At 69.9% G+C, this 21,949-nt stretch carries 17 protein-coding genes; 9 read left to right on the top strand and 8 right to left on the bottom strand.

Annotation, left to right across the window (positions count from 1 at the left end; genetic code table 11):
* The first annotated feature begins 106 nt into the window (after positions 1–106).
* The gene (locus tag IPG72_06640; GenBank protein ID MBK6768673.1) at positions 107–1,081 is read left to right on the top strand and encodes a decaprenyl-phosphate phosphoribosyltransferase; all 975 of its coding nucleotides are present in this window, start codon (positions 107–109) and stop codon (positions 1,079–1,081) included.
* 20 nt (positions 1,082–1,101) lie between these two features.
* On the opposite strand, the gene IPG72_06645 is transcribed toward IPG72_06640, so the two are convergent.
* Both IPG72_06645 and IPG72_06650 read right to left on the bottom strand, forming a co-directional pair.
* Positions 1,102–2,622, bottom strand: coding sequence for a hydantoinase B/oxoprolinase family protein (locus IPG72_06645; protein MBK6768674.1), 1,521 nt, complete (start codon positions 2,620–2,622; stop codon positions 1,102–1,104).
* Positions 2,623–2,740: 118 nt separating this feature from the next.
* The gene (locus tag IPG72_06650; protein ID MBK6768675.1) at positions 2,741–3,421 is read right to left on the bottom strand and encodes a hypothetical protein; all 681 of its coding nucleotides are present in this window, start codon (positions 3,419–3,421) and stop codon (positions 2,741–2,743) included.
* A 352-nt stretch (positions 3,422–3,773) separates the two neighbouring features.
* Between IPG72_06650 and rpoC the strand changes: the two genes are divergently transcribed.
* From rpoC to IPG72_06670, 4 genes are read left to right on the top strand one after another with little or no spacing between them, the layout of a single operon-like run.
* Positions 3,774–8,261 carry a DNA-directed RNA polymerase subunit beta' gene (rpoC, locus tag IPG72_06655; protein MBK6768676.1) on the top strand — a complete coding sequence of 1,496 codons (4,488 nt, stop codon included), beginning with the start codon at positions 3,774–3,776 and terminating at the stop codon, positions 8,259–8,261.
* Positions 8,262–8,296: 35 nt separating this feature from the next.
* On the top strand, positions 8,297–9,901 hold the full coding sequence (locus IPG72_06660) for a S1 RNA-binding domain-containing protein (GenBank protein MBK6768677.1): 1,605 nt from the start codon (positions 8,297–8,299) through the stop codon (positions 9,899–9,901).
* Between the two features lie 51 nt (positions 9,902–9,952).
* Positions 9,953–10,621 (top strand): cold shock domain-containing protein, encoded by a 669-nt coding sequence (locus IPG72_06665; GenBank protein MBK6768678.1) that lies wholly within the window; start codon positions 9,953–9,955, stop codon positions 10,619–10,621.
* On the top strand, positions 10,614–11,114 hold the full coding sequence (locus tag IPG72_06670; protein MBK6768679.1) for a CarD family transcriptional regulator: 501 nt from the start codon (positions 10,614–10,616) through the stop codon (positions 11,112–11,114). The genes IPG72_06665 and IPG72_06670 overlap by 8 nt, the downstream gene beginning before the upstream one ends.
* Before the next feature lie 29 nt (positions 11,115–11,143).
* Here the strand turns inward: IPG72_06670 and IPG72_06675 are convergent, their stop codons facing one another.
* The 5 genes from IPG72_06675 to argS all read right to left on the bottom strand — a co-directional run bounded on the left by IPG72_06675 (position 11,144) and on the right by argS (position 16,662).
* On the bottom strand, positions 11,144–11,554 hold the full coding sequence (locus IPG72_06675) for an acyl-CoA thioesterase (protein MBK6768680.1): 411 nt from the start codon (positions 11,552–11,554) through the stop codon (positions 11,144–11,146).
* Positions 11,538–12,530 (bottom strand): DMT family transporter, encoded by a 993-nt coding sequence (locus tag IPG72_06680; GenBank protein ID MBK6768681.1) that lies wholly within the window; start codon positions 12,528–12,530, stop codon positions 11,538–11,540. The genes IPG72_06675 and IPG72_06680 overlap by 17 nt, the downstream gene beginning before the upstream one ends.
* Before the next feature lie 3 nt (positions 12,531–12,533).
* Positions 12,534–14,159 (bottom strand): amidohydrolase, encoded by a 1,626-nt coding sequence (locus IPG72_06685; GenBank protein ID MBK6768682.1) that lies wholly within the window; start codon positions 14,157–14,159, stop codon positions 12,534–12,536.
* Positions 14,159–14,620, bottom strand: a complete 462-nt coding sequence (locus IPG72_06690) for a hypothetical protein (protein MBK6768683.1) — start codon at positions 14,618–14,620, stop codon at positions 14,159–14,161. Before IPG72_06690 ends, IPG72_06685 begins: the two co-directional genes overlap by 1 nt.
* A gap of 137 nt (positions 14,621–14,757) precedes the next feature.
* Positions 14,758–16,662, bottom strand: a complete 1,905-nt coding sequence (gene argS, locus IPG72_06695) for an arginine--tRNA ligase (protein MBK6768684.1) — start codon at positions 16,660–16,662, stop codon at positions 14,758–14,760.
* A gap of 151 nt (positions 16,663–16,813) precedes the next feature.
* Here argS and ftsY point away from each other — a divergent pair, with 151 nt between their 5' ends.
* On the top strand, positions 16,814–17,836 hold the full coding sequence (gene ftsY, locus IPG72_06700; protein ID MBK6768685.1) for a signal recognition particle-docking protein FtsY: 1,023 nt from the start codon (positions 16,814–16,816) through the stop codon (positions 17,834–17,836).
* Here ftsY and IPG72_06705 read toward each other — a convergent pair.
* Positions 17,791–18,468, bottom strand: coding sequence for a tRNA methyltransferase (locus tag IPG72_06705; GenBank protein MBK6768686.1), 678 nt, complete (start codon positions 18,466–18,468; stop codon positions 17,791–17,793). The genes ftsY and IPG72_06705 overlap by 46 nt on opposite strands.
* On the opposite strand from IPG72_06705, the gene prfB reads away from it, so the two are divergent.
* The 3 genes from prfB (at position 18,467) to IPG72_06720 (ending at position 21,609) form a co-directional block, all read left to right on the top strand.
* A protein-coding gene (prfB, locus tag IPG72_06710) for a peptide chain release factor 2 (GenBank protein ID MBK6768687.1) occupies positions 18,467–19,610 on the top strand; the annotation gives its coding sequence in 2 pieces (ribosomal slippage) (positions 18,467–18,532 and positions 18,534–19,610; 1,143 coding nt in all). The two genes, IPG72_06705 and prfB, sit on opposite strands and share 2 nt — an antisense overlap.
* Entirely contained in the window at positions 19,610–20,308 is a 699-nt protein-coding gene (locus IPG72_06715; protein ID MBK6768688.1) for a CDP-alcohol phosphatidyltransferase family protein, read from the top strand. Before prfB ends, IPG72_06715 begins: the two co-directional genes overlap by 1 nt.
* Complete coding sequence (locus IPG72_06720; GenBank protein ID MBK6768689.1) at positions 20,308–21,609, top strand: C39 family peptidase; 1,302 nt, start codon at positions 20,308–20,310, stop codon at positions 21,607–21,609. The genes IPG72_06715 and IPG72_06720 overlap by 1 nt, the downstream gene beginning before the upstream one ends.
* Positions 21,610–21,949 lie beyond the last annotated feature (340 nt).

Below are 21,949 nucleotides of genomic sequence, written 5' to 3' on the forward strand. Positions count from 1 at the left end.
GACCGCGTCCGGGTCACGCCCGTAGAATCGCGCCGTGCCACCGCCCAGCCTCACCGTCGATGCGCCTCGGCGCCGCCGTTCGCGTTGGCGGGCGGTGCTGGCCGGCATGCGCCCGCGCCAGTGGACGAAGAACGCGTTCGTCTTTGCTGCGCTCTTGCTCACCCAGCAGCTGGCCTGTGGGCCGAAGCTCGCCAGCACGCTGATCACGTTCCTCTCGTTCTGCGCGATCTCGAGCGCGGTCTACCTGATCAACGACCTCGCCGATATCGAGAACGACCGGCGGCACCCCGAGAAGCGTCACCGCCCGCTGGCCAGCGGTGAGATGAGCGCCGGGCTCGCGATCTCGCTGTCGATCGTCCTGATCCTGGTTGGGATCGGATCCACGTTACTATTGGCGACCGGTCGACTGGATGACATCCTCGCCGTCGCCGAGCCGAGCCCGCTCGTGGCGGTGGCCCTCATCGGCTATCTCGTCCTCCAGCTGAGCTACACCTTCGTGCTCAAGCACTGGGTCATCGTCGACGTCCTGGCGATCGCCGGCGGCTTCGTGCTGCGCGTGCTGGCCGGCGGCGCGGCGATCGATACCCCGATCTCGCCCTATCTGTACGTCTCGATGATCAACTTGGCGCTGTTCCAGGGCTTTGCCAAGCGTCGGCACGAGCTTCACGTGCTGGCCGAGAGCGCCGGCGGGCACCGCCGCAGCCTTGAGGACTACACCGAACCGTTGCTCGACCAGTTCATCCTGTTGGCCGCGTCCGTCACCGTCGTGACGTACAGTCTCTATGCGATCACGACCCCGGCGCGCCCGCGCGGTGTGAGCGCCAACTTGATCCTCCTGACCGTGCCGTTCGTCATCTACGCCATCCTGCGCTACCTGTTCCTGGTCCAAGCGCGAGGGATGGGCGGCGCGCCGGAGGACATCCTGTTGCGCGACCGTCCGCTCCTGGCCAGCGTGGCCGGCTGGGTGGTGGCCTTCGGGCTGATCCTCTACGTCGTTCCGCAGTTGACAGGCGAGGCGGGTGCCGCCGTCGACGCGTGCCGGCCGACGTCAACGGCGCCACCGGGATCCATCGCTCCGTAGGGCGATCGAACGGGAGCGGTTCAACCGACCTCCGGGTCGCCGTACCCGCCGCCGCCCGGCGATCGCACCTCGACGGCGTCGCCCGCGTCCACGTGAAACGTCCGCTTGCCGGGAAGTCGTCGGGCACGCCCGGCGCGCCACAGCCGGTTTTCGCCGACTGCGCCGTTCTCACCGCCGGCGAGTCCCCAGGGCGCTTCTCGCCGGCGTTCGGTGACGAGCGTGACCTGCGCCGGCGCCAGAAACCGCAGCCGACGGACCACGCCGTCGCCGCCGGCCCATCGCCCGCGACCGCCCGAACCGCGGCGGATCGCGTACTTCTCAACGCGGATGGGGTATGCCGACTCGAGCGCTTCGATGGGTGTGTTGCGGGTATTCGTCATGTGGACCTGGAGGCCGTTGGCTCCGGAATGTCCGGGCGCGGCGCCGCCGCCACCGCCCATCGTCTCGTAGTACGCCCACGGCCGACCGTCCGCGGTCGTACCGCCGGCCAGCATGTTGTTCATCGTGCCCTGGCTGGCTGCCGGGATCCCTGGCACCCCGAGCGCATGGAGCGCGCCGAGCAGCACGTCGACAATCCGCTGGCTCGTCTCGACGTTGCCGGCAGCCACGGCCGCGGGGCGGGCCGGGTTCACGATGCTGTCCGCCGGGGCGTTGACCTCCACGACCCGGAACAGCCCGTCGTTGATCGGCACCCCCGGCATGAGACAGCACGCCACGTACAGCGCGGCGGAGCGCGTCACGCTCAGCGGCGCGTTCAAGCCGCCCACCGTCGCCGGAGCGCTGCCGGCGAAGTCGAACGCCATGCGCTGGCCGTCGATTTGCGCCGTGACCACGATGGGCAACGGCTCGGCGGTCCGGCCGTTGTCGTCGAGCGCGTCGGCGAAGGAGGCTGTGCCGTGCGGGAGCGTGGCAAGCTGCGCCGTGGCGAGCGCGTGGCTCCACGCCAGGAGCGCGTCGGCGCGGGAGAGAAAGGCGGATTCGCCGGCGATGAGCGCGGACAGCCGAGCCCCTCCCGCACGGTGTGCGGACGCCTGCGCCTCGAGGTCGGACCACCGTGCGTCCGGTGTGCGGCTGTTCGCTGCGACGATCCGCCAGACTTCGACGACGCGCCGACCGCGGTCGATCAGACGAACGGGGGGCACGATCAACCCTTCCCCGAAGAGGTCATCGGCGCTGGGAAGAGAGCCGGCCGCCATGCCGCCCACGTCCGCGTGGTGGGCCCGGCTGACGAGAAACGCGACCGGGCGACCTGCCCGCAGTGCCGGCGCCGGGCCGTCAGGCTCGAACACGGGCGTCACCAGCGTCAGGTCGGGGAGGTGGCTGCCACCCGCGTACGGGTCGTTGAGGAGGACGGCATCGCCCCGGCGCCACGAACCAGCGGCGGTCGCGGCGGCCACCGCGGCCGGCAGGGCGCCGAGGTGGACCGGGATGTGCGCGGCCTGTGCCAGCAAGCGGCCGTTGCCGTCGAACACGGCGCACGAGAAGTCCAGGCGCTCTTTGATGTTCGGCGAACTGGCGGCGCGCATGAGCGTCGCCCCCATCGCATCGCACACCGAGGCCAGCTGGTGCCTGACGACTTCCAGCCCGGCTGTCCCCGCGGGTACGGCTGCTTGAACCGGCCCCGCGGCCGGCGTCACAGGCTGTCTCTCCGGCGAGGACTTACGGATAGCCGGTTTCCGTCGGGGCCGCGGTGTCCGTTGGGGTGGGACCCGGCGTGACCGACGGAGTGCCTGGACCCGGCGTCGGCGTGGGCGACGCGGTGCCCGTCGTGGTGAAGGTGGTTGCGGTGCTGGTGGCCGTGGCAGCGGACTGATTCGCCAACGCACGGGCAGTTGCGGCCGCCAGACCCTCGGCGGCGAGCGCGGTGAGCGTCGTCCGACGTGCATCGTAGGCGTCGGGCACGGGAGCGCTGGGTGACGGAAGGGTGCGGGATGGGTTGCGGCCGGCGCCAGGATAGCCCGAGAAGTCGTCTTGGCTGATGACCGTCGGCGTCGGCCACGACCCGAACATGCCCTCGGTGCCGGGCGAGTTCGATCCAATCGCGGGCATCGTCGGCGCCGACGGAACGCTCGACGTGGCTTGGGCGATGGGGCGGATCGCCGCGCCGCCGCCGGCCCGGGCGGTGCCGGTCGGCGTTGGCGTTGCCGGCCGGAGCGCGGCGAGGCGGGCATTGTTCACGCAGATCCACCGACCGGCACGCGCGTCCGGTCCCGCACCGGCGCATGCGAACTGCAGGATCACGGCCGCCAAGAGGGCCATGCCGACAAGGAGCGCCGCAAGCTCGTGCGTCACCGCGCGGCCTCTCGCCGGCGTGGTGCGCTCAGGTGCGCGGTAGATCATGGGGTGAATTCCGTAACTGGGCAGAGGGTGGGCGGGGCGATAGCGGGCAAGTCTAGGGCGCCGGCTTGAAGCGGTCAAAGCCGGGCGGCTTGTTGTGGCCCATCCATTCAGGAGGACGCAGTTGACCGGCGTGCGTCCCGGCGGCTATAATCCCCTCGGGCTCAGCCCGCATGCTCGTCATTTCCTCGATCCGCTGACGAGACCGGCGCCGTCCGCCCGGCGGCGCCTTCCTTACGTTCGATGCCCGTTCGCACCCGTCCCGGCGCTGGCCGGTGCGGGCATTTGCCGACTGCCAGCTGCGCGCGCCGCGCCCGCCTGCGGCACCAACCAACGGAGGACAGGATCCTTGGAGATCAAGGACTTCCACGCAATCCGCATCAGCTTGGCCTCGCCCGATGAGATCCGATCGTGGTCTCACGGCGAGGTCACCAAGCCGGAGACGATCAACTACAGGCGGCTGCGGCCGGAGAAGGATGGCTTGTTCTGCGAAGCCATCTTCGGTCCGACGAAGGACTGGCAGTGTTACTGCGGCAAGTACAAGAAGATCCGCTATCGGGGCATCGTCTGCGACAAGTGCGGCGTCGAGGTCACGCGTGCGCGCGTCCGCCGCGAGCGCATGGGGCACATCCAGCTTGCGAGCCCGGTGGCCCACATCTGGTACACGCGCCGCGTGCCGAGCTATCTCGGCATCCTGCTCGACATTTCGCGCCGCAACCTCGACCGGGTCCTCTACTTTGCGCAATACATCATCACAACCGTCGATGATGAGGAGCGCGCACGCGTCCTGAAGCGCGTCGAGGAAGAGCATCACGAGCAAGTCACGGCGCTGCGAGCGCAAGCGGGTCTGGCGGATGCCGGCGGGGCGCCGTCCAAGGACGATGCCCTGGCGCAGCTCAGGAGCGAGCTCGAAGCACGCCGTGTCACGGCGGAGGCTGAGTTCGACGCCCGTTCGACCGAGCTCATGAAGGCATCCAAGGCGATGCAGGCCGAGCTCAAGCGCAAGCGAGACAAGCCCGCCGCCAAGGCGATTGTGTTCGAACCGACGGCGACGACGCTTGTCCCGGAGGGCGAGATCGTGACGCCGGAGGCGCTCGAGCAGCTGAACGAGCTCGTCCAGGCGCGGCTGTCCGATCTGGGCATCGAGTCACAGGAGGCCGTGCGCGAGCTGACGGAGCGCTTCGAGGGCGAGCAGACCAAGGCGCTGCGCGAGGCCGAAAAGAACACGAAGACCGCGGAGCAGCAGATCGCTGCCGAAGCTGCGGGGCTCGAAACGGCGTTCCGGCAGCGGCGCGACGAGATCAACGGCATCCAGGTCATGCAGCTGCTGACCGAGGCCGAGTACTGGGACCTCAAGGAGCGCTTCAGCGGCATCTTCACCGCCGGTATGGGCGCCGAGGCCCTGTTTGAGATCGTCAGTCGGATGGATCTCGAGCGGCTTGGTAAAGAGATGCGCCAGGAGATCCTCCAGGGCAGGAGCAAGCAGCGTCGGCGCAAGGCCACCAAGCGCTTGAAGATCGTGGAAGCGCTTCGCCGCTCGAGCAACCGCCCGGAGTGGATGATCCTGCAGGTCCTGCCCGTGATTCCGCCCGACCTGCGCCCGATGGTCCAGCTCGACGGCGGTCGCTTCGCGACGTCCGACCTCAACGACCTGTATCGTCGCGTGATCAACCGCAACAACCGCCTCAAGCGGCTTCTCGACCTTGGCGCGCCGGACGTGATCATTCGCAACGAGAAGCGCATGCTCCAGGAGGCGGTCGACTCGCTCATCGACAACAGCCGCCGCGGCAAAGCGGTCAGCGCGCGCGGCCGGCGCAAGCTGAAGAGCCTCTCCGACATGCTCAAGGGCAAGCAGGGGCGCTTCCGGCGCAACCTGCTGGGCAAGCGCGTGGACTACAGCGGGCGCTCCGTCATCGTCACCGGGCCGCACCTCAAGCTCGACCAGTGCGGCCTGCCCAAGACGATGGCCCTCGAGTTGTTCCGTCCGTTCGTCATGCGCAAGCTCGTGGAATACAACTACGCCCACAACGTAAAGGGCGCCAAGCGGCTTATCGAGAAGATGGACGACGTCGTCTGGCAGGTGCTCGAGGAGATCATCGAGGACTACCCGGTGCTCCTGAACCGCGCCCCGACGCTGCACCGTCTCGGCATCCAGGCCTTCCAGCCGATCCTGGTGGAGGGCAAGGCGATCCAGATCCACCCGCTCGTCTGCGCCGCGTTCAACGCCGACTTCGACGGCGACATGATGGCGGTCCACGTGCCGTTGTCGGAGAAGGCGAAGCGCGAGGCGCGTGAGCTGATGATGGCGTCGCGCAACCTGCTCAAGCCCTCGAGCGGCGAGCCGATCGTTGAGCCGCAGAAGGACATGGTCCTTGGGATGTACTACCTGACGGTCTCTCGGCCGGGCGTGCTCGGCGAGGGGCGATCGTTCGGCAGCCTCGAGGAAGTGGACTACGCCTACGAGGTCGGCCAGGTCCACCTGCAGGCACCGATCTCCGTGCGCGTGGAGACGTACTACGACGAGAACAACAAGCGCTACACGGATGACGTCCCACGCACCCGCATCGTGCCGACGACGGTCGGGCGGGCGATCTTCAACCTTCACCTGCCGGAGCGGATCCGCCTGTACGACCCAGGGGCTGCGCTCGGCAAGGGCGAGGTGAAGGCGCTCGTCGCCGAGATCTACCACTTCCTCGGCCCCGAGGCCACGGCCGACGCCGTCGACCGCATGAAGGCGATCGGCTTCACGTTCGCCACGCGCTCTGGCCTGTCGATCGCCGTCGACGACATCGTCGTGCCGGCGCGCAAGTCGGAGATCATCGCCGAGGCGGACGACGTCGTCCTCCAGTTGAACCGCCAGTTCCGCCGCGGCCTGATCACGGACGATGAGCGCTACATGCGCACCGTCGACATCTGGAACCGCGTGACGGACGAGCTGACGGACGCCGTTCGCAACGAGCTGCCGGACTTCGGCTCGATCCGCATGATGGCGGCCAGCGGGTCGACGAAGGGCGGGTTCAACCCGATCCGGCAGCTGGCCGGCATGCGCGGCCTGATGAGCGACCCGTCGGGTCGGATCATCGACCTGCCGATCCGGTCGAATTTCCGCGAGGGGCTCTCGACGCTCGAGTACTTCATCTCGACCCACGGCGCCCGCAAGGGTCTGGCGGACACGGCACTGCGCACGGCGGACGCCGGCTACCTGACGCGGCGACTCGTCGATGTCGCGCAGGACGCCGTGATCAATGACTTCGACTGCGGCACGTCGAAGGGGCTGATGCTCTCGGCCCGCCTCGACCCGGTGCTGGCCGACACGTTGCGCGACCGGCTGGCCGGCCGCGCCGTGCAGGGTCCGGTGGTCGATCCGACGACGGGCGAGGTGATCGTCGAGGACAAGACCGTGCTCGCCACGGCCGAGCTCGATCGGTTGGAGGCGTCCGCCGTCACCGAGGTGTTCGTGCGCTCAACGCTGCACTGCGAGCTGCAGCACGGCATCTGCCAGCTGTGCTACGGCATGGACTTGGCCCGCGGCGGCCTCATCCAGGTCGGCGAGGCGGTCGGGATCATCGCGGCGCAGTCGATCGGCGAGCCGGGAACGCAGCTCACGCTGCGCACGTTCCACACCGGCGGTGTGGCGGCGGGCGGCGGCGACATCACGCAGGGCCTGCCGCGCGTGCAGGAGCTGTTCGAGGCGCGCAACCCGAAGGGTGAGGCGATTCTGGCGGATATCGCCGGTCAGGTGCAGCTCCAACGCGACGGTGAGATCACGACGCTTACTTTGACCGACGTCCAGATCGTCAGCGACGAGTACATGCTCGCCGACGGTTTCAAGGCCAGCGTTGCCTCGGGCGATCCGGTCGAGGCGAACAAGCCCGTGGCGCTCGGCCCGGGCGGCGAGGGACAGATCGTCGCGGAACATGCCGGGGTGGCGGACGTCGCCAAGGACCGCGTGATCGTCCGATGGGAGCAGAAGCGCAACGAGGAGTACATCGTCCCGGTCGGTTCGCGGCTCCTCGTCCAGGCCGGAGACCGGGTCGAGGCCGGCATGCAGATGACGGAGGGACCGAAGAACCCGTATCGACTGCTTGCCATCCTCGGCGTCGAGGCGACGCAGACGTATCTGCTCGACGAGATCCAGAAGGTCTACCGCGCGCAGGGCGTTGTGATCAACGACAAGCACATCGAGATCATCGTCCGCCAGATGCTCCGCAAGGTGCGTATCCTCCGGCCCGGGGACACGAAGCTCCTGCCGGGCGACCTCATCGGGTTGCAGACGATCGAGGACCTGAACGCCGCCATCGGGGCGCGCGGCGGGCGGCCGGCCACGTATCAGCCGATGCTGCTCGGGATCACGAAGGCGTCGCTCGAAACGGACAGCCTGCTGTCGGCAGCGAGCTTCCAGCACACGATCAACATCCTGGCCAAGGCGGCGATCGAGGGCAAGACGGATCGGTTGATCGGCCTCAAGGAAAACGTCATCATCGGCAAGTTGATCCCGGCCGGCAGCGGGTTCCGCCGCCCGGACATCGACACCGAGATCGTCGAGCCGACGCGCGACAATCTGGCCGATCTCGACCTGGCCGACGACGTGCTGGCGGAGTTGTTCGAGGACGACGTCGACTTCGACCGCCTTGCGCTGTCCGACGGCGATCTGGATCCGGTCTCGGCCTCGCGGGCGGCGGTGTCGGAGTACGACAGCGGCGACGCCGGCATCGACCTCGGCGATGACGACGACGACGAGGAGGCTGAGAACCTCGTCGACGACGAGGAGGACGAGGAGTTGCTCGAGTACGATGACGAGGAGGAGATCGGCAACGACGCCGAGTTCGACGAAGAGGACTGATCCCACTCAACCGACTGCTCGAGAAGTAGAGGACCATGCACGACGACGCTGACGACACGCAAGACGTCGAGGCCGAGACGATTCTCCCAGACTCGCCGGCCGAGGAGCTGACCGACACCGAAACGGCCATGGACGACGGTACGCCGTCGGACACGCCGGACGGTGAACCAGCGGACCCTGGGGCGCAGGTCGACGAGGTCGGCGGCGGCGGCGCGGACGACGCGCCCACGCCCGCTCCGACGCCATCCGACGTGCGCGCGCCTGCCGAGTCGGGTTCGTCGATGGACGACCTCGCGGCGCGGGCAGAGGCGGAGGGAACGTCGATGATGGCGTTGCTCCTCGCAGAAGGCGACTTCCTGCCGAGCCGCTATCAGCGCGGCGACGTCGTCGAGGGCGCGGTCGTCAGCAAGTCGCGCGATCAGCTGACGGTGAACCTCGGCGCAAAGCAGGAGGCCGTCGTCCCGGCCAGCGACATCGCGCGCGTGCCGAAGGCCGTGTGGGACGCCGTTCAGCCCGGGGACACGATTCAACTCGTCGTCATGCGGCCGGACGGCCGGGACGGTGAGATCGTCCTCTCGCTGTCGCAGGCGCTGACCGGCGAGGACTGGACGCGGGCGGAGGAGTTGCTCGAGAACGGGCAGGTGGCCGAGCTCGAGATCGTCGGGTTCAACCGCGGCGGCCTGCTCGTGGGCTTCGGGGGTCTGCAGGGCTTCATCCCGCGCAGCCAAATGGCCCGTCCGATGCCGGAAGGCGGCCCCGAGCGCATGGCCGAATTCGTCGGCGAGCGGATCGTCGTCAAGGTCGTCGAGGTCAGTCGAGCGAAGCGCCGGCTGATCATGAGCGAACGGCAGGCCGCGCGCGAGTGGCGCACGGAGCGCAAGCGTCAGCTGCTCGGCGATCTGAACGAGGGCGACGTGCGGCGGGGCCGCGTCACGTCGATCGCCGAGTTCGGGGCGTTCATCGACCTCGGCGGAGCGGACGGTCTGGTCCACGTCTCGGAGATGAGCTTCGACCGGAACCGTCGTCCCAGCGATATCGTGAAGATCGGCGACGAGGTCGATGTCCAGGTGCTTTCGATCGACCGCGAGCGCAAACGGATCAGCCTGAGCATGAAGCGCCTGCTGAAAGACCCGTGGGCGATCGCGGCGGAGGAGCACTACGTCGGCGAGCTGGTGGATGGCGTGGTCGTGAACATGGCCGACTTCGGGGCGTTCGTGCGGCTGCAGGATCACCTCGAAGGCCTGATTCACGTCTCCGAGCTGTCCGACGTGCCGTTGCGCCATCCATCGGAGGCCGTACGCGCCGGGCAGACCGTCACGGTGGAGATCATCGCGCTCGATCCGGAACGCCAACGGCTGGGCCTGAGCCTGAAGCGTGTGCCGGAGCACCTGCGACACGTCGAACCAACGGTCCGGGAAGAAGAGCCGACGGCGGGCGATCCACTGGCTGTGGCGTCGGAACAGGCGTCGGAACAGGCGTCGGTCGGAACAGACGTCGGCAACAGGCGTCGGACGAGGCGTCGGCATCGGAGACGGACGAGACATCGGCAACGGCGTCGGACGAGGCCGCGGAGGTCGCGGGCAGTGTCGAAGGCGATGCGCCCGACGAATCGGGCGCCGAGGTCGACGACGAGTAGATGACCAACGGCGGGCGCATTGCGCTTCGTCGTATCACGATCAGGAGACGGCCCAATGGCCTTGCGGGATCAGCCGATGCGCTGTGGCGCATGTGGTTACCGGTTTGTCTTCACTGTCCGCGAACAGCGGCAGCGCGCCGAGCTTGGCCTGTGGGAGAGCGGAACGTTGCTCTTCTGCCCGCGCTGCAAGAGCGCCGACGTCCAGCCGGTCGAGACCGGGCTGGTGGACACCGATGAACCGCGCCAGGAACGCGAGCCGGCGTCGGAGAACGCCGATCGACCGCTCGCAACCGAACGCGGATCCGTGCCGGGTGGGCAGGGCGTCCGCCGCAGCGGGGCAGGTGACGACCGGCGCGGCGGGCGGGCTGGCGGTCGGGACGGCGGTCGGGACGGCGGTCCACCTCGCGCCGGACATGGTCGCCCCGGCGGTCGCCCCGGCGGTCGCCCCGGCGGGCGTCCCGGCGGAGGCACGGGCGGCCGAGCGGACCGGCACCCACCGCGGCAGACCGAGCTGCGCGTGCGGTACGTCGGTATCGTGAAGTGGTTCGATCCGGCCAGAGGCTACGGATTCATCGCCGACGACGAAGGCGGAGAGCTGTTTCTTCACGCCAGCGGCATCCTCCTCGCTGACCCCACCACCATGCGGGAGGGTACGCCGGTGGAGTACGAAATCGAGCACACGGGCCGCGGCCCGCAAGCCGTGGATGTGGTGCCCCTTGCTTGACGAAGAGCTGCCGTTCGGCGTGGGCGACCGTGTGTTCCACCCGGCGCATGGCGCTGGCATCGTCATTGCGATCGAGCGGCCGGCGCTGCATGAGGACTTCAATCGCTACTACGCGATCCAACTCGTCGCGCCACCGATGCGCGTGCTCGTTCCGGTGCGCACGGCTTCCACGATCGGCTTGCGCGCCGTGGCGATCCCGACGGCCGCCACGAGCGCGCTCGAAGCACTCCAATCCGCGGCCGACGCGCTGCCGGACGACTTCAAGACGCGCCAGGCGGCCATCGCCGACCGGCTCCGCACCGGCAACCTCGACGTGCTGGCCATGCTCGTGCGTGACTTGGCGGCGCGCGGCCGGGACCGCGTCTTCTCGCCCACCGAAGCTCGCCTGTTCGAACAGGCGCGCGTCATGCTTTGCGGCGAACTCTCGCTCGCGCTCGATGCCGCGGTCGATGTCGTCGGGCGAATGATCGACGAGCATCTGCAAGGGGCGTAGCGTGCTGCCGGCGCCGCATTCGTGGGGGCTCATGCTCCCGCCAGCCGGCGCACCCCTTCGGGCAGCTTGGCCACTTGCCCGCGGAACAAGCAGATGTGGCGGGTTCGGCCATTTGCCAGCTGGCGCGGATGGGCCGTGTCGGTGACGACCTCGTAGACGAACGTCGCCTCGCGGCTGCGCATGTCGACGAGACCCGTCCGCACCAGCAGGGCATCATCGAACCTGGCCGGGGCCACGTAGCGGACGAATGCCTCGACGACGGCCAGGTGATAGCCCTCTCGCTCCAGCTCGGCGTACAGGATGCCGTGCGCGCGCAGCCACTCCACGCGCGCAGCCTCGAACCACGGCAGGTAGCTTCCGTGATGGGCGAGACCGGCCGCGTCGGTCTCGGCGTAGCGGACGCGAAGCGGGTAGGCGTGCACGTCAGGGGAGTGGGGCATCATCTTCCTCCGAATCGGGAGTGTCGGCCCTGGCTTCTTCGTTCGCCGGTGCGGTGGCGCGGCGCACGGCCGGGCGCTCCGCCAGCGTCGCCCAGCCGAGCGCGAGCAGGACGAGGGCGCCGCCGATCCAAGCGGTGCTGACGGGCACTTGTCCGAAGATCCAGAACGCGAGGACCGCGCTGCCGACAGGCTCGAAGAGCGTCGCCGCCGCAACATACGTGGCCGACAGTCGGGCGAGCGCCCAGTTGAGCGTGCTGTGGCCGACGAGCTGCGGGAAGAGGGCAAACGCGCCGACCAGCAGCCACGAGCGCATCGGCCATCCGCCAAGCGGGGTGCCGGTGGTCAATGCCGCCGCCAGGAGGATCACGGCGGTTGCGGCGTACACGGCGGCCAGGTAGGATCGCAGCGCCAGTCGCTGCCGCAGCCGTCGGGCCACCATGAAGTAGCAGGCCACGGCCAGCGCCCCTCCAAGCGCGAGCGCGTCGGCGATCAAGTGGCTGCGTCCGAACGACATTGCGTCGCCGAGCATGATCGTGATCGCGCCGCCGAACCCGACGAGCACCGCGGCCCGCAGCTGCCAACCCACGTGTTCGCCGATCCAGCGGGGCGCGAGGACGGCCACCCACAGCGGGCTCGTTGTGACCAACGCCACCGAGCTCACGATCTTGGTGCCCGTGACGGACGGCACCCAGAGGCCGAAGTGCAACGCCAGGAAGAGCGCCGCCAGCGCCACCATGGCCCAACCACGACGGTCGATCGCCGTAAGCTCGCGGCGGGCGCGCGGCGAAGCCACGGCGAACGAGCCTGACACGAGCGCTGCGAGCACCATCCGCCACGTGGCCATCGCCAGCGCCGGCACTTCGGAGCGTGCGGCCTGGATGAGGATGGCCGACGTGCTGATCGCGAGGACGGCGGCCACAAGCGAGGCGACGGGCAGCCACACGCCTCGTGCGGTGCGATCGGCAGGCTCCGCCACGCTTCAGCTGTCGTGGCGCGGGCCGGCGATGTCGGCGCCGGCCGCCTGCCAGACCCAGATGCCCTCGATCATCGTGCCGAGCACCTTGATCGTCAGCAGCTCGGGCGCGGCGACGGACAGCGGGTCGCGGTCGACGACGATCAGGTCGGCCTGTCGACCGACGCTGAGCGTGCCGACATCGCTCTCCAGTCCGGCGGCGTATGCTGCCCCGGCGGTGTAGGCGTGCAGGGCGTCCCGCACCGTCACCCGCTGCTCGGGATGCCAACCGCCGCGTGGTTCGCCCGCGGCCGTCTGGCGGGTCACGGCCGCATGAACCCCGGCGAAGACGTCGAGCGATTCGATCGGCGCGTCCGAGCCGAAGGCCAACGCCGCGCCCGACGACAACATGGATCGCCAGGCATAACTCGTCCGATTGCGGAGGCCCCAGTATCGTTCGGCGATCACGTGGTCGGCCGTGCAATGGATCGGCTGCATGGATGCGGTGACGTTCTGCTGAACGAAGCGCTGGATGTCCTCCGGCGCGACGATCTGACAGTGCTCGATCCGCTGCCTCATGGCCGAGGCGCCCGGCACGGTGGCCGCCACATCGGCGAAGCCGTCCAGCGCCGTGCGGTTCGCCCCGTCGCCGATCGCATGCACGGCCGTGGCCAGTCCGGCCGCCGCGGCGCGTCCGGCGAGATCGACAAATGCCGGGCCGTCCATCGTCGGCAGCCCGACGTTGTCCGGTTGACCGTCATACGGCGCCAGCATGGCAGCCGTCTGCGCGCCGAGCGTGCCGTCGAGGAAGAGTTTGAGGCCGCCGACGCGCAGCCAGCCGTCGCCGAGGCCCGAACGTAGGCCGAGTCCGATGGCCTCATCGAGCTCCGTTTCCGGCAGGTACCACACGAAGCGCAGGCCGAGCTCGCCGGCATCGCGGAGCGTCGCCAGGTCCCGGAAAAGGGACTGGCGCTGGAAGCCCATGTCGTGCAGGCTCGTCAGGCCGCGGCACCACGCGTCTCGCCATGCGTCGATCATCGCGGCCTGGCGGGCGTACGTGTCCGGCGGCGGGACGGCAGCGTTGGCCAGCCGCAGCGCCGTCTCCATCAGCAGGCCCGTCGGCTGGCCGTCCGCCCGCTGGATTGCGCCGCCCTCGGGGTCAGGGGTTGTGGCGTCGATCCCGCACGCCGCAAGCGCCGCGCTGTTCAGCCACGCCACGTGGCCGTCCTTGCGGGTCAGCACCACCGGATGAAGCGGCGTGACGGCGTCGAGATCGGCTGCGGTCGGCCATCGCCCCCAAGCGCTGTGATCCCAGCCGCGGCCGATGATCCACTGCCCAACGGGCCGGTCGGACGCATGCTGGCGCACGCGGCGCAGCACGTCGGGCAGGCCGTCCTCACCCGCCAGCTGGAGGTTGCGTCGGGCGATGGCATACGTGCACCAGTGCACGTGCGCGTCGATCAAGCCAGGCAGCACCACCCGCCCCCGCAGGTCGACCGTCGGCGTGTCGCTGCCGACGACGCGCCAGACGTCCTGGTCGCTGCCGATCGCCGCAATGCGCCCCTCGCGCACGGCCAGCGCCGTGGCCGGCTCGGTGCCGTCGAAGCGGTGGATTCGGGCGCGACGCAGGACGAACGTCGCCGGCGTTCGCATCAGGGGAGCGCCGTCTCGTCGGGATCGTCGTCCTCGAGCGCCTCGGAGAGGTCGGCATCGTCGTCGCCGAGCGCCTCGCGCAGCGCCGCTAGCTCGGCCTCGCGCACGGCGACGGTGCCGCCGCCGGCCGCGGGCGCTGCCGGCGGCGCCGCCTCGGACTGCCATGTGTCGATCCGCTGCCGCACGTCCTCGAGGACGCGCAGCACGTCGCTGCCGACCCAGACGTGGCCGTCCCGATCGCGCCACGAGCCCTCGCCTTCGCCGGCCTTCGCCAGGAACGCCGTCGTCCGATCGTGCCACATCGCCACGGTGGCCAACACGTCATCGCCCTTCGTCTCGTCCAGGAGCCGCTGGAGGAGCCGGCGCTCGGCTGCCCATCCGTCGACCAGGCGCTGGGCAACGTCGCCGCCCGCCGCGCCGAACGGGCCGTTCGGGCCGGCGGTGAGTCCGGTGAGCGTCATGATTCGTTGGCTCAGGATGTTCTTCTGCCTCACGCGCTCGGCTCCCTGTCGATGGTGGGCACCGTCCGGCGCACCGGGCGGCGCACCGGGCCGCGCACCCGAACGAATCCGTCGAACGGTTGCCCGGAATCGATGGCTCAGATCCGATCGAGCGCCGGAATGCCGAGCGTGTCGAGCACGTCGCCGAACAGGAGGTCGAACGCGTGCACGAGGCCGGCTCGCCAAGCCTGCACGCAGGCGTCGGTCTCTTGGACGATCGGTCCCGTGTTGTCATAAAAGGCGCTGAACGCCGCAGCGAGATCGAACGCGAACTTGGCGACGGGCTGCGCCGTCAGCGCGTCGCCGGCAGTGGCCAGCGCACGGGGCCAGCGCAACATGTGCAGCACGAGGGCGCGGTCGGCCTCGCCGAGCACGGGCGGCGGCGGGGCGGGCACCGCGTTCACGCCCGCCTCGGCCAGGCGGCGCAGGATCCCGCGGGCACGAACGAGCGCGTATTGCAGATAGACGCCGGTCTCGCCGGTCGTGCGAAGCGCGTCGTCGAAGTCGAAGGCGATGTCCTGGGTGTTGCCGCATTTCAGCATGTAGTACCGCGCCGCGCCGACGGCCACGGCCGAGGCAACCTCGGGATCGGCCGTCCGCTCGGCCAATCGCGCCGCCAGGCGGTCGAGCAGGTCGTCGGCGAACACCTGGATGCCGCCGCGGCCGCTCATCGCCACCACCAACTGTCCCTCGTCGACCGCAACGCCGAGCTCGCGTGCCGCCGCGGCGCTCAGGTTGACGACGCCGTACGCCAAGTGGTGCGATCGATCCGCCTGCGCCGCGAAGCCGAGCCGGCGCAGGCACTCGTACACCACTTGCTGGGGATAGGATTGCCGCACGTCGATCACGTTGACGACGCGGTCGCCGTGCGCGAAAGCGGGTGCGTCGGGGTTGCCGTCGTCGAGGGCGGTCGTCCAAAGCGGCTGGCCGTCGGCCTGGGCGCCCCACAGTCGGTAGGCGAAGTCCCGGCCGAGCAGACCGAACTTCCAGAGCTGGTAGGCGATGTCCTTGGCGGTGTACGTGATCGTCCCCTGGCTCGTCACGAGCACCTTGTCCTCGCTCACGGTCTTGCCTTCGAGCTCGACCGTGCCGGCGCCGAACGGAACGACCCAGCAGCCGGCGTTCGGCCCTTCCGTCTCGAAGCGCAGCGCGCCGCCGTCGCGGAGCCGCTCGAAGGCGGTCTGCCAGAAGCCGAGGCCGAGGATGTGGGACTCCCAGGTCAACACATCGTATTCGATCCCGGCGCGCGCCATCGTCGCCAGGTTGGCCACGACGATCCGACCGGCGATGTCGTGCACGAACGCGGCGAGCGGTCCATGCCCTTCCTCGACGGACGCCTGCACTTCGCGCCGCCGGGCGAGGAGCGCCGGATCGGCCGCATACGCATGCTGGACGGCCACGTAGACGTCCGAGCAGTAGCGATCGAACGGCTGATCCCCCTGCGGCGGCACCTCGAGGAAGCGCAGCCCGACGACGACGTCCGCCACCTGCACCCCGGTGTCGTCGATGTAATTCTGGACCTCGACGGTGTGGCCGAGGCGCCGCAGGACCCGCACGACGGAGTCGCCGAGGCAGGCGTTGCGGAAGTGGCCGACATGCGCGGCCTTGTTCGGGTTGATGTTCGTGTGCTCGACGACGACCTTTTCGCCCGTTGGCGCACGCTGGGCGATGCGGCCGCCCGCACGGCAGATCCCGTCGACCGACAGGGCCAGCTGGGCCGGGCTCAGTCGGATGTTCACGAACCCGGGCGCGCTGGCCGACGCACCGGCGATCATGTCACCGTCGCCTGCTGCGCCGCCCAGCGCCGCGGCGATCAACTCCGCCACCGCCAGCGGCGGTTGGCGGACGGCCTTGGCCAACGTGAAGGCGACGGACGTGGCGAAGTCGCCGAGATCGGGGCGATTGGACACCTCAAGGTGAACCGTGCCGTCCACCTGCATGCCAAGCGCGTTCGCGGCGGCGTCGCGAACGCGTTCGGACAGAACTTCTTCGATGCTCTTCAAGTGCCCTCGCCCCCCAAGAACGGCGGTCGGATCGGCCGCCGGATCGTCACCCAAATCGGCGCGCGATTATACCATCCCGGACCCACGCCCTCTGCGGGGCGCGTGCTATCCTTGCCGGCCGCCGTCGCGATGAAGCCAGGAGGCTCGACGCGTGTTCGAACGCTTGTTTGGCCGGTCCGGCCGCGCCGAGGCACCGCCCTCCGCCGATCCGTCCCCGGAATCGACGTCGCACGACGCCGCACTCGCCCCGACCCGCCGGGGCTGGCTGAGCCGGCTTGGCGCGGTCTTCGGCCCGATCGACATCACGCCCGAGACGTGGGACGAGCTCGAAGTCCAGCTGATCGCCGCCGATGTCGGTGCCGCCACCGCCGCGGCGCTCGTTGACGCGCTGCGCGCCCGCGCCAGCGAGGCCGGTGTCCGTCGCGCCGACGAACTGCCGGCCCTGCTGCGGGCGGTGATGGTTCGTGCACTGCAAGGCAGCGGCGACCGTGGCCCCGGCAGCCGACCGGCCGGCGCGTCCGACGGGTCAGCCGCGCCGCCGCGCCCGTGGGTGATCCTCCTCGTCGGCGTGAACGGCAGCGGCAAGACGACCTCGGCGGCCAAGCTGGCGCGGCGGCATGCCGCTGCCGGCCGCGCGGTGCTGCTCGTAGCCGCCGACACGTTTCGCGCGGCCGCGATCGACCAGTTGGAAGCGTGGGCGACGCGGGCCGGCGTCGGGATCGTCAAGGGGACGCCCGGCGGCGATCCGAGCGCCGTCGTGTTCGACGCGTTGCGGTCGCAGGCCGGTGCGCGGGCGGATGTCGTGATCGTCGACACGGCCGGCCGGCTGCACACGCAGCACAACCTCATGGCCGAGCTCGCCAAGGTGAACGGCGTCATCGGACGCGAGGTGCCGGGCGCACCGCACGAGACGCTGCTCGTCCTCGACGCCACGACGGGCCAGAACGGATTGGCCCAGGCCCGCCAGTTCATGGCGGCGACGCACGTCACCGGGCTCGTGCTCGCCAAGCTCGACGGCAGCGCCAAGGGCGGCATCGCCTTTCCGATCTGCCGCGAGCTCGGGATCAGCATTGCCTACATCGGCACGGGCGAAGGGATGGACGATCTGGCGGCCTTCGACGCGGCCGCCTACGTCGACGGGCTGCTCGCCTCCGACGGGAACAGCGCGCGGTAGGCGACGATCGCCGCGGCGACGTGCACGTTCAGCGACGCGCCCCGACCGAGCATCGGAACGTACAACGCTGCGTGGCAGGCGTTGAGAGCCCGGCGCGTGACGCCGTGGTCTTCGTTGCCGAGGACGAGGGCCACCTTCGGTGGGTACGCGACGGCGTGATAGGGCACGCTGTCGGCCGCGAGTTCGATCGCCGCCACCCACCACCCGTCGCTCGCCAATCTCCGCAGCTGCGCAACGACATCATCCGTTCGCGTCCAGCCAAGGTGGACGTGGTGGCCGCGGGCCACCTTGGCCGCGGACGGCGTCGTCGGATCGGGCGTCGTGCCGGCCAGGACGACGCGGGCGCCGCAGCCGTCGGCGATCCGGAACAGGCTGCCGACGTTCACGGGGTAGTTGATGTTTTCGAGCACGAGGATGACCTCACGGCCGCCATCGCGGGCCGCCCGGCGAACGCCGCGGTTGAACCGCTTGAGCGCCGTGCCGCGCAGGGCATCGCGCCGTGCGGCCGACGTTGCATCCGTCGGATCAACCGCCGCCGCTTCCGTCGCATCGTCGTGCGGTGCGCCGGCCGGGTTCGATGCTACACTCGGCACTGCGCCGCCCGGCGCTTCGTCGTAAGGAGCCATGACCATGGATGATATCATCGCCCGCTTGTCCGAACTCGAGGACCGGCTGCGTCGCGTCCTCAACCGTCTTTGACCTAGCCGCACGCACGACTGAGGCGGACGCGCTCGAACTGGCGACGCTTCTTCCCGACTTCTGGTCCGATCCCGAGACCGCCCGCCGCACGATGCGGCGGCTGACCGAGCTGCGGTCCGATGTCGATCGCTGGACATCGGTCGAAGTCCGGATCAAGGACGCGCGCGAGTTGGCCGAGCTCGCCGCCCTCGAGTCGGACGCCGGCCAAGCGACGATGGCCGCGGCGCTCGAGGAAGAGGTTGCGGCGATCGCCACGACGCTGGCCGACATGGATCGCTCGCTGCTGTTCGCCGGCGAGTTCGACGACCACGATGCGATCCTCAGCATACATGCCGGCGCCGGCGGCACGGACAGTCAGGACTGGGCGGACATGCTGCTGCGGATGTACGAGCGCTGGTCGGATCGCCACCGCTTCCAGTGCGAGATCCTCGACCGGTCGCCCGGTGAGGAGGCCGGCATCAAGAGCGCGACGATCTCGATCCAGGGACGGAGCGCTTACGGCTTGCTCAAGAGCGAGCGGGGCACGCACCGCCTGGTGCGGATCTCGCCGTTCGACTCGGCAGCGCGTCGCCAGACCGGGTTTGCGCTCGTCGAGGTCTCGCCGCTCATCGCCGACGATGTGGCGGTCGATCTGCGCGAGGAAGACGTGCGCGTGGACATCTACCGCGCGAGCGGCGCCGGCGGACAGCACGTGAACAAGACGTCGAGCGCGGTGCGGATGACCCACTTGCCCACCGGCATCGTCGTCACGTGCCAGAACGAGCGGTCGCAGGCGCAAAACCGCGAAACGGCGACGAAGATCCTGCGGGCGAGGCTGCTCGAGGTCGAGATCGAGAAGCGCGAGGCGGAGCAGGCACGATTGAAGGGCCAGCACGTGTCCGCCGAGTGGGGGAACCAGATCCGGTCGTATGTCCTGCACCCGTATCAGATGGTGAAGGACCATCGCACCGATGTCGAGACCGGCCGAACGCAGGCCGTGCTCGACGGGGACATCGATCTGTTCATCGACGCTTGGCTGCGGCACCAGCTGGGCGAACCGATCGAGCCACCCACGGGCGGCGGGACCGCGGCCTGATGCTGACGCCATCCGCCCGGCGGTTGGCACTGCCGGTCCTTCGGACGCTGGCGCGGGCCCTTGCCCGCCTCGGGGTCGGCCCGAACGCGCTGACCGTTCTCGGCGCAGTGCTCCACGCGCCGGTCGTTTGGTGCCTCGCCGCCTTCGACACCACCTGGCCGGCCGGCGTCGCCCTCGCGTTGGCCGGCGCATTCGACGCGCTCGACGGCGCCGTCGCGCGCGAAACCGACAGCGTTTCGCCTTTCGGCGCCTTCCTGGACAGCGTCGTCGACCGCGTCTCCGAGTCGCTCGTGTGCTTCGGCCTCGTGCTGCACGCCCAGCGAACCGGTGACGCGGGCCTCGTACGCTGGGCGCTCGCCTTTTTCGCCGGTTCGATCCTCGTGAGCTACACCCGGGCACGCGCGGCCGGCATCGGGGTCCGCACCCAGGCCGGCTGGTTTGGAAGGCTGGAGCGAACGCTTGCGGTCGGTGTTGGGCTGCTCACGGGCTTCCTGACGCCCGTCGTCGTCATCGCCACCGTCGGCGCCTGGGCGACCGCATTGCGACGCGTCGTCGACGTCTGGCACCAAGCCCGGGACGCCGACGGTGCCGTTGAACGCGCTGCAAACGGCAACTCGTTCATCGAGGATCGCGAGCGCGACCCGGCCGAGGGCAAGTCGGACATCGCCCGCGAGCGGGCCGCCGAGGTTCAGGCGTGATGCGCCGCGTTGCGGCCATCGGACTCGGGCTGGCCGTCGCGCTTGGCGTCGTCGTGGGGACCGGCGCGACGACGCGTCTGTGGCGCGCGGCCTACCCGCACCTGCCGCCCCGGCTGCAGGCGGTGCCGTACCGCCTGCGCGCCCTCGTGCGTTCGGAGGCAACGCCGGTGGCGCTGCCAACGCCGGACACGCTCGGGGCGGCGATCGTACCGCCTGCGACCGCCGCGGACGGGCGATCGACCGCCGCTCCGACGGCGCAGGCGACCGCGCGGCCGTCGGCGACGGTCGCCGGGCCGCCGTCGAAGCCGCCGACCCTGGGGCCCACCGCGCCGACGAGCGCGTCGCCGACCCCGTCGCCGCCGCCTCGACCACAGTCGGCGGAGCTCGGGTCGGTGCGGCATGCCTATCAAACGTGGAACAACTGCGGGCCGGCGACGGTCAGCATGGCGCTGAGCGCGATCGGCTTGGACGAAGGTCAGGCGCGGGCAGCCGTGCGGCTGAAGCCGAACCCGGACGACAAGAACGTCAGCCCGGACGAGCTGGCACGCTATGCGCAGGAGCGAGGCGCCGTCACGGCGCTGCGGGTGGGCGGGCGGATCGAGGTGCTCGAAGCGCTCGTCGCCGCCGGCATACCGACGATCGTCGAGACGTGGTTCGAGCCGGACCCGGGCGACGAGATGGGCCACTACCGGCTCCTCATGGGATACGATGCCGCGGCGCGCACGCTCCGGATGGCCGACAGCTACGAGGGACCGAACATCGTTGAGTCGTATGACGCTTTCGATCGCGACTGGCGCGTGTTCAACCGCACGTATCTGGCGCTCTTGCCGGCGTCGCGCGCGGCGGAGGTCGTCCTGGCCGGACCCGAGGGCGCCGCGATGTGGTTCGATGCGGCGGCGACGGCTGCCGAGGAGATCGAGCGGGCGCCGGATGCTTTCGGCTGGTTCAACCTGGGCAGCAGCCTGCAGGCGACCGGGGATGCGGGCGGTGCGGCCAACGCGTTCGACCGGGCACGGGCGATCGGCCTGCCGTGGCGGATGCTGTGGTACCAATTCGGACCGTTCGAAGCGTACGGCGCCGCCGGGCGCTGGTCCGATGTCGAGGCGCTGGCAACGGCGAACCTGGCCAACGCGCCCGACCTCGAGGAGTCCGTGTACTGGCTTGGGCGGGCGCAAGAAGCGACCGGCGACGTCGACGGGGCGCGGTCGAGCTGGCGCCGTGCGATCGAGCTGAACCCGTTGTACGAAGCGCCGGCTCGGGCGCTGCGTGCGCTGGACGCCGGTGCGCCGCCGTCGCCCTAGTACTCCACCACTGAACATGCTCGTGGCGGCCACCAGAGTAGGGAACCCCTAGAATCCACAGTGGTGGAGTACTAGTATTCTGTCTCTGCACGGACTGCGGATAACCACCTCTGTCGGATGTCCGAAGCGTGTCCAGTTGACACGTTCTGTTACGCCGCCACTGCCGTTTCTTCGGGTTCCGCAGTCTGGTGGCAACCCCGAGCCCGTCCAGGGGTGGTGGACCGGCGGCCCACGCCCGAACGCCGCGCCGGGGGCGTGCGGCATCTTCCCCGAATCGGCCGGTTCTGCTATGCTCGCCCGGCCGCCCTCCCAGACGTCTCGCCGTCGTGCCCCGCACGGC

This window comes from Candidatus Avedoeria danica (genome assembly GCA_016703025.1).
Classification (GTDB): Bacteria; Chloroflexota; Anaerolineae; order Epilineales; family Epilineaceae; genus Avedoeria; species Avedoeria danica.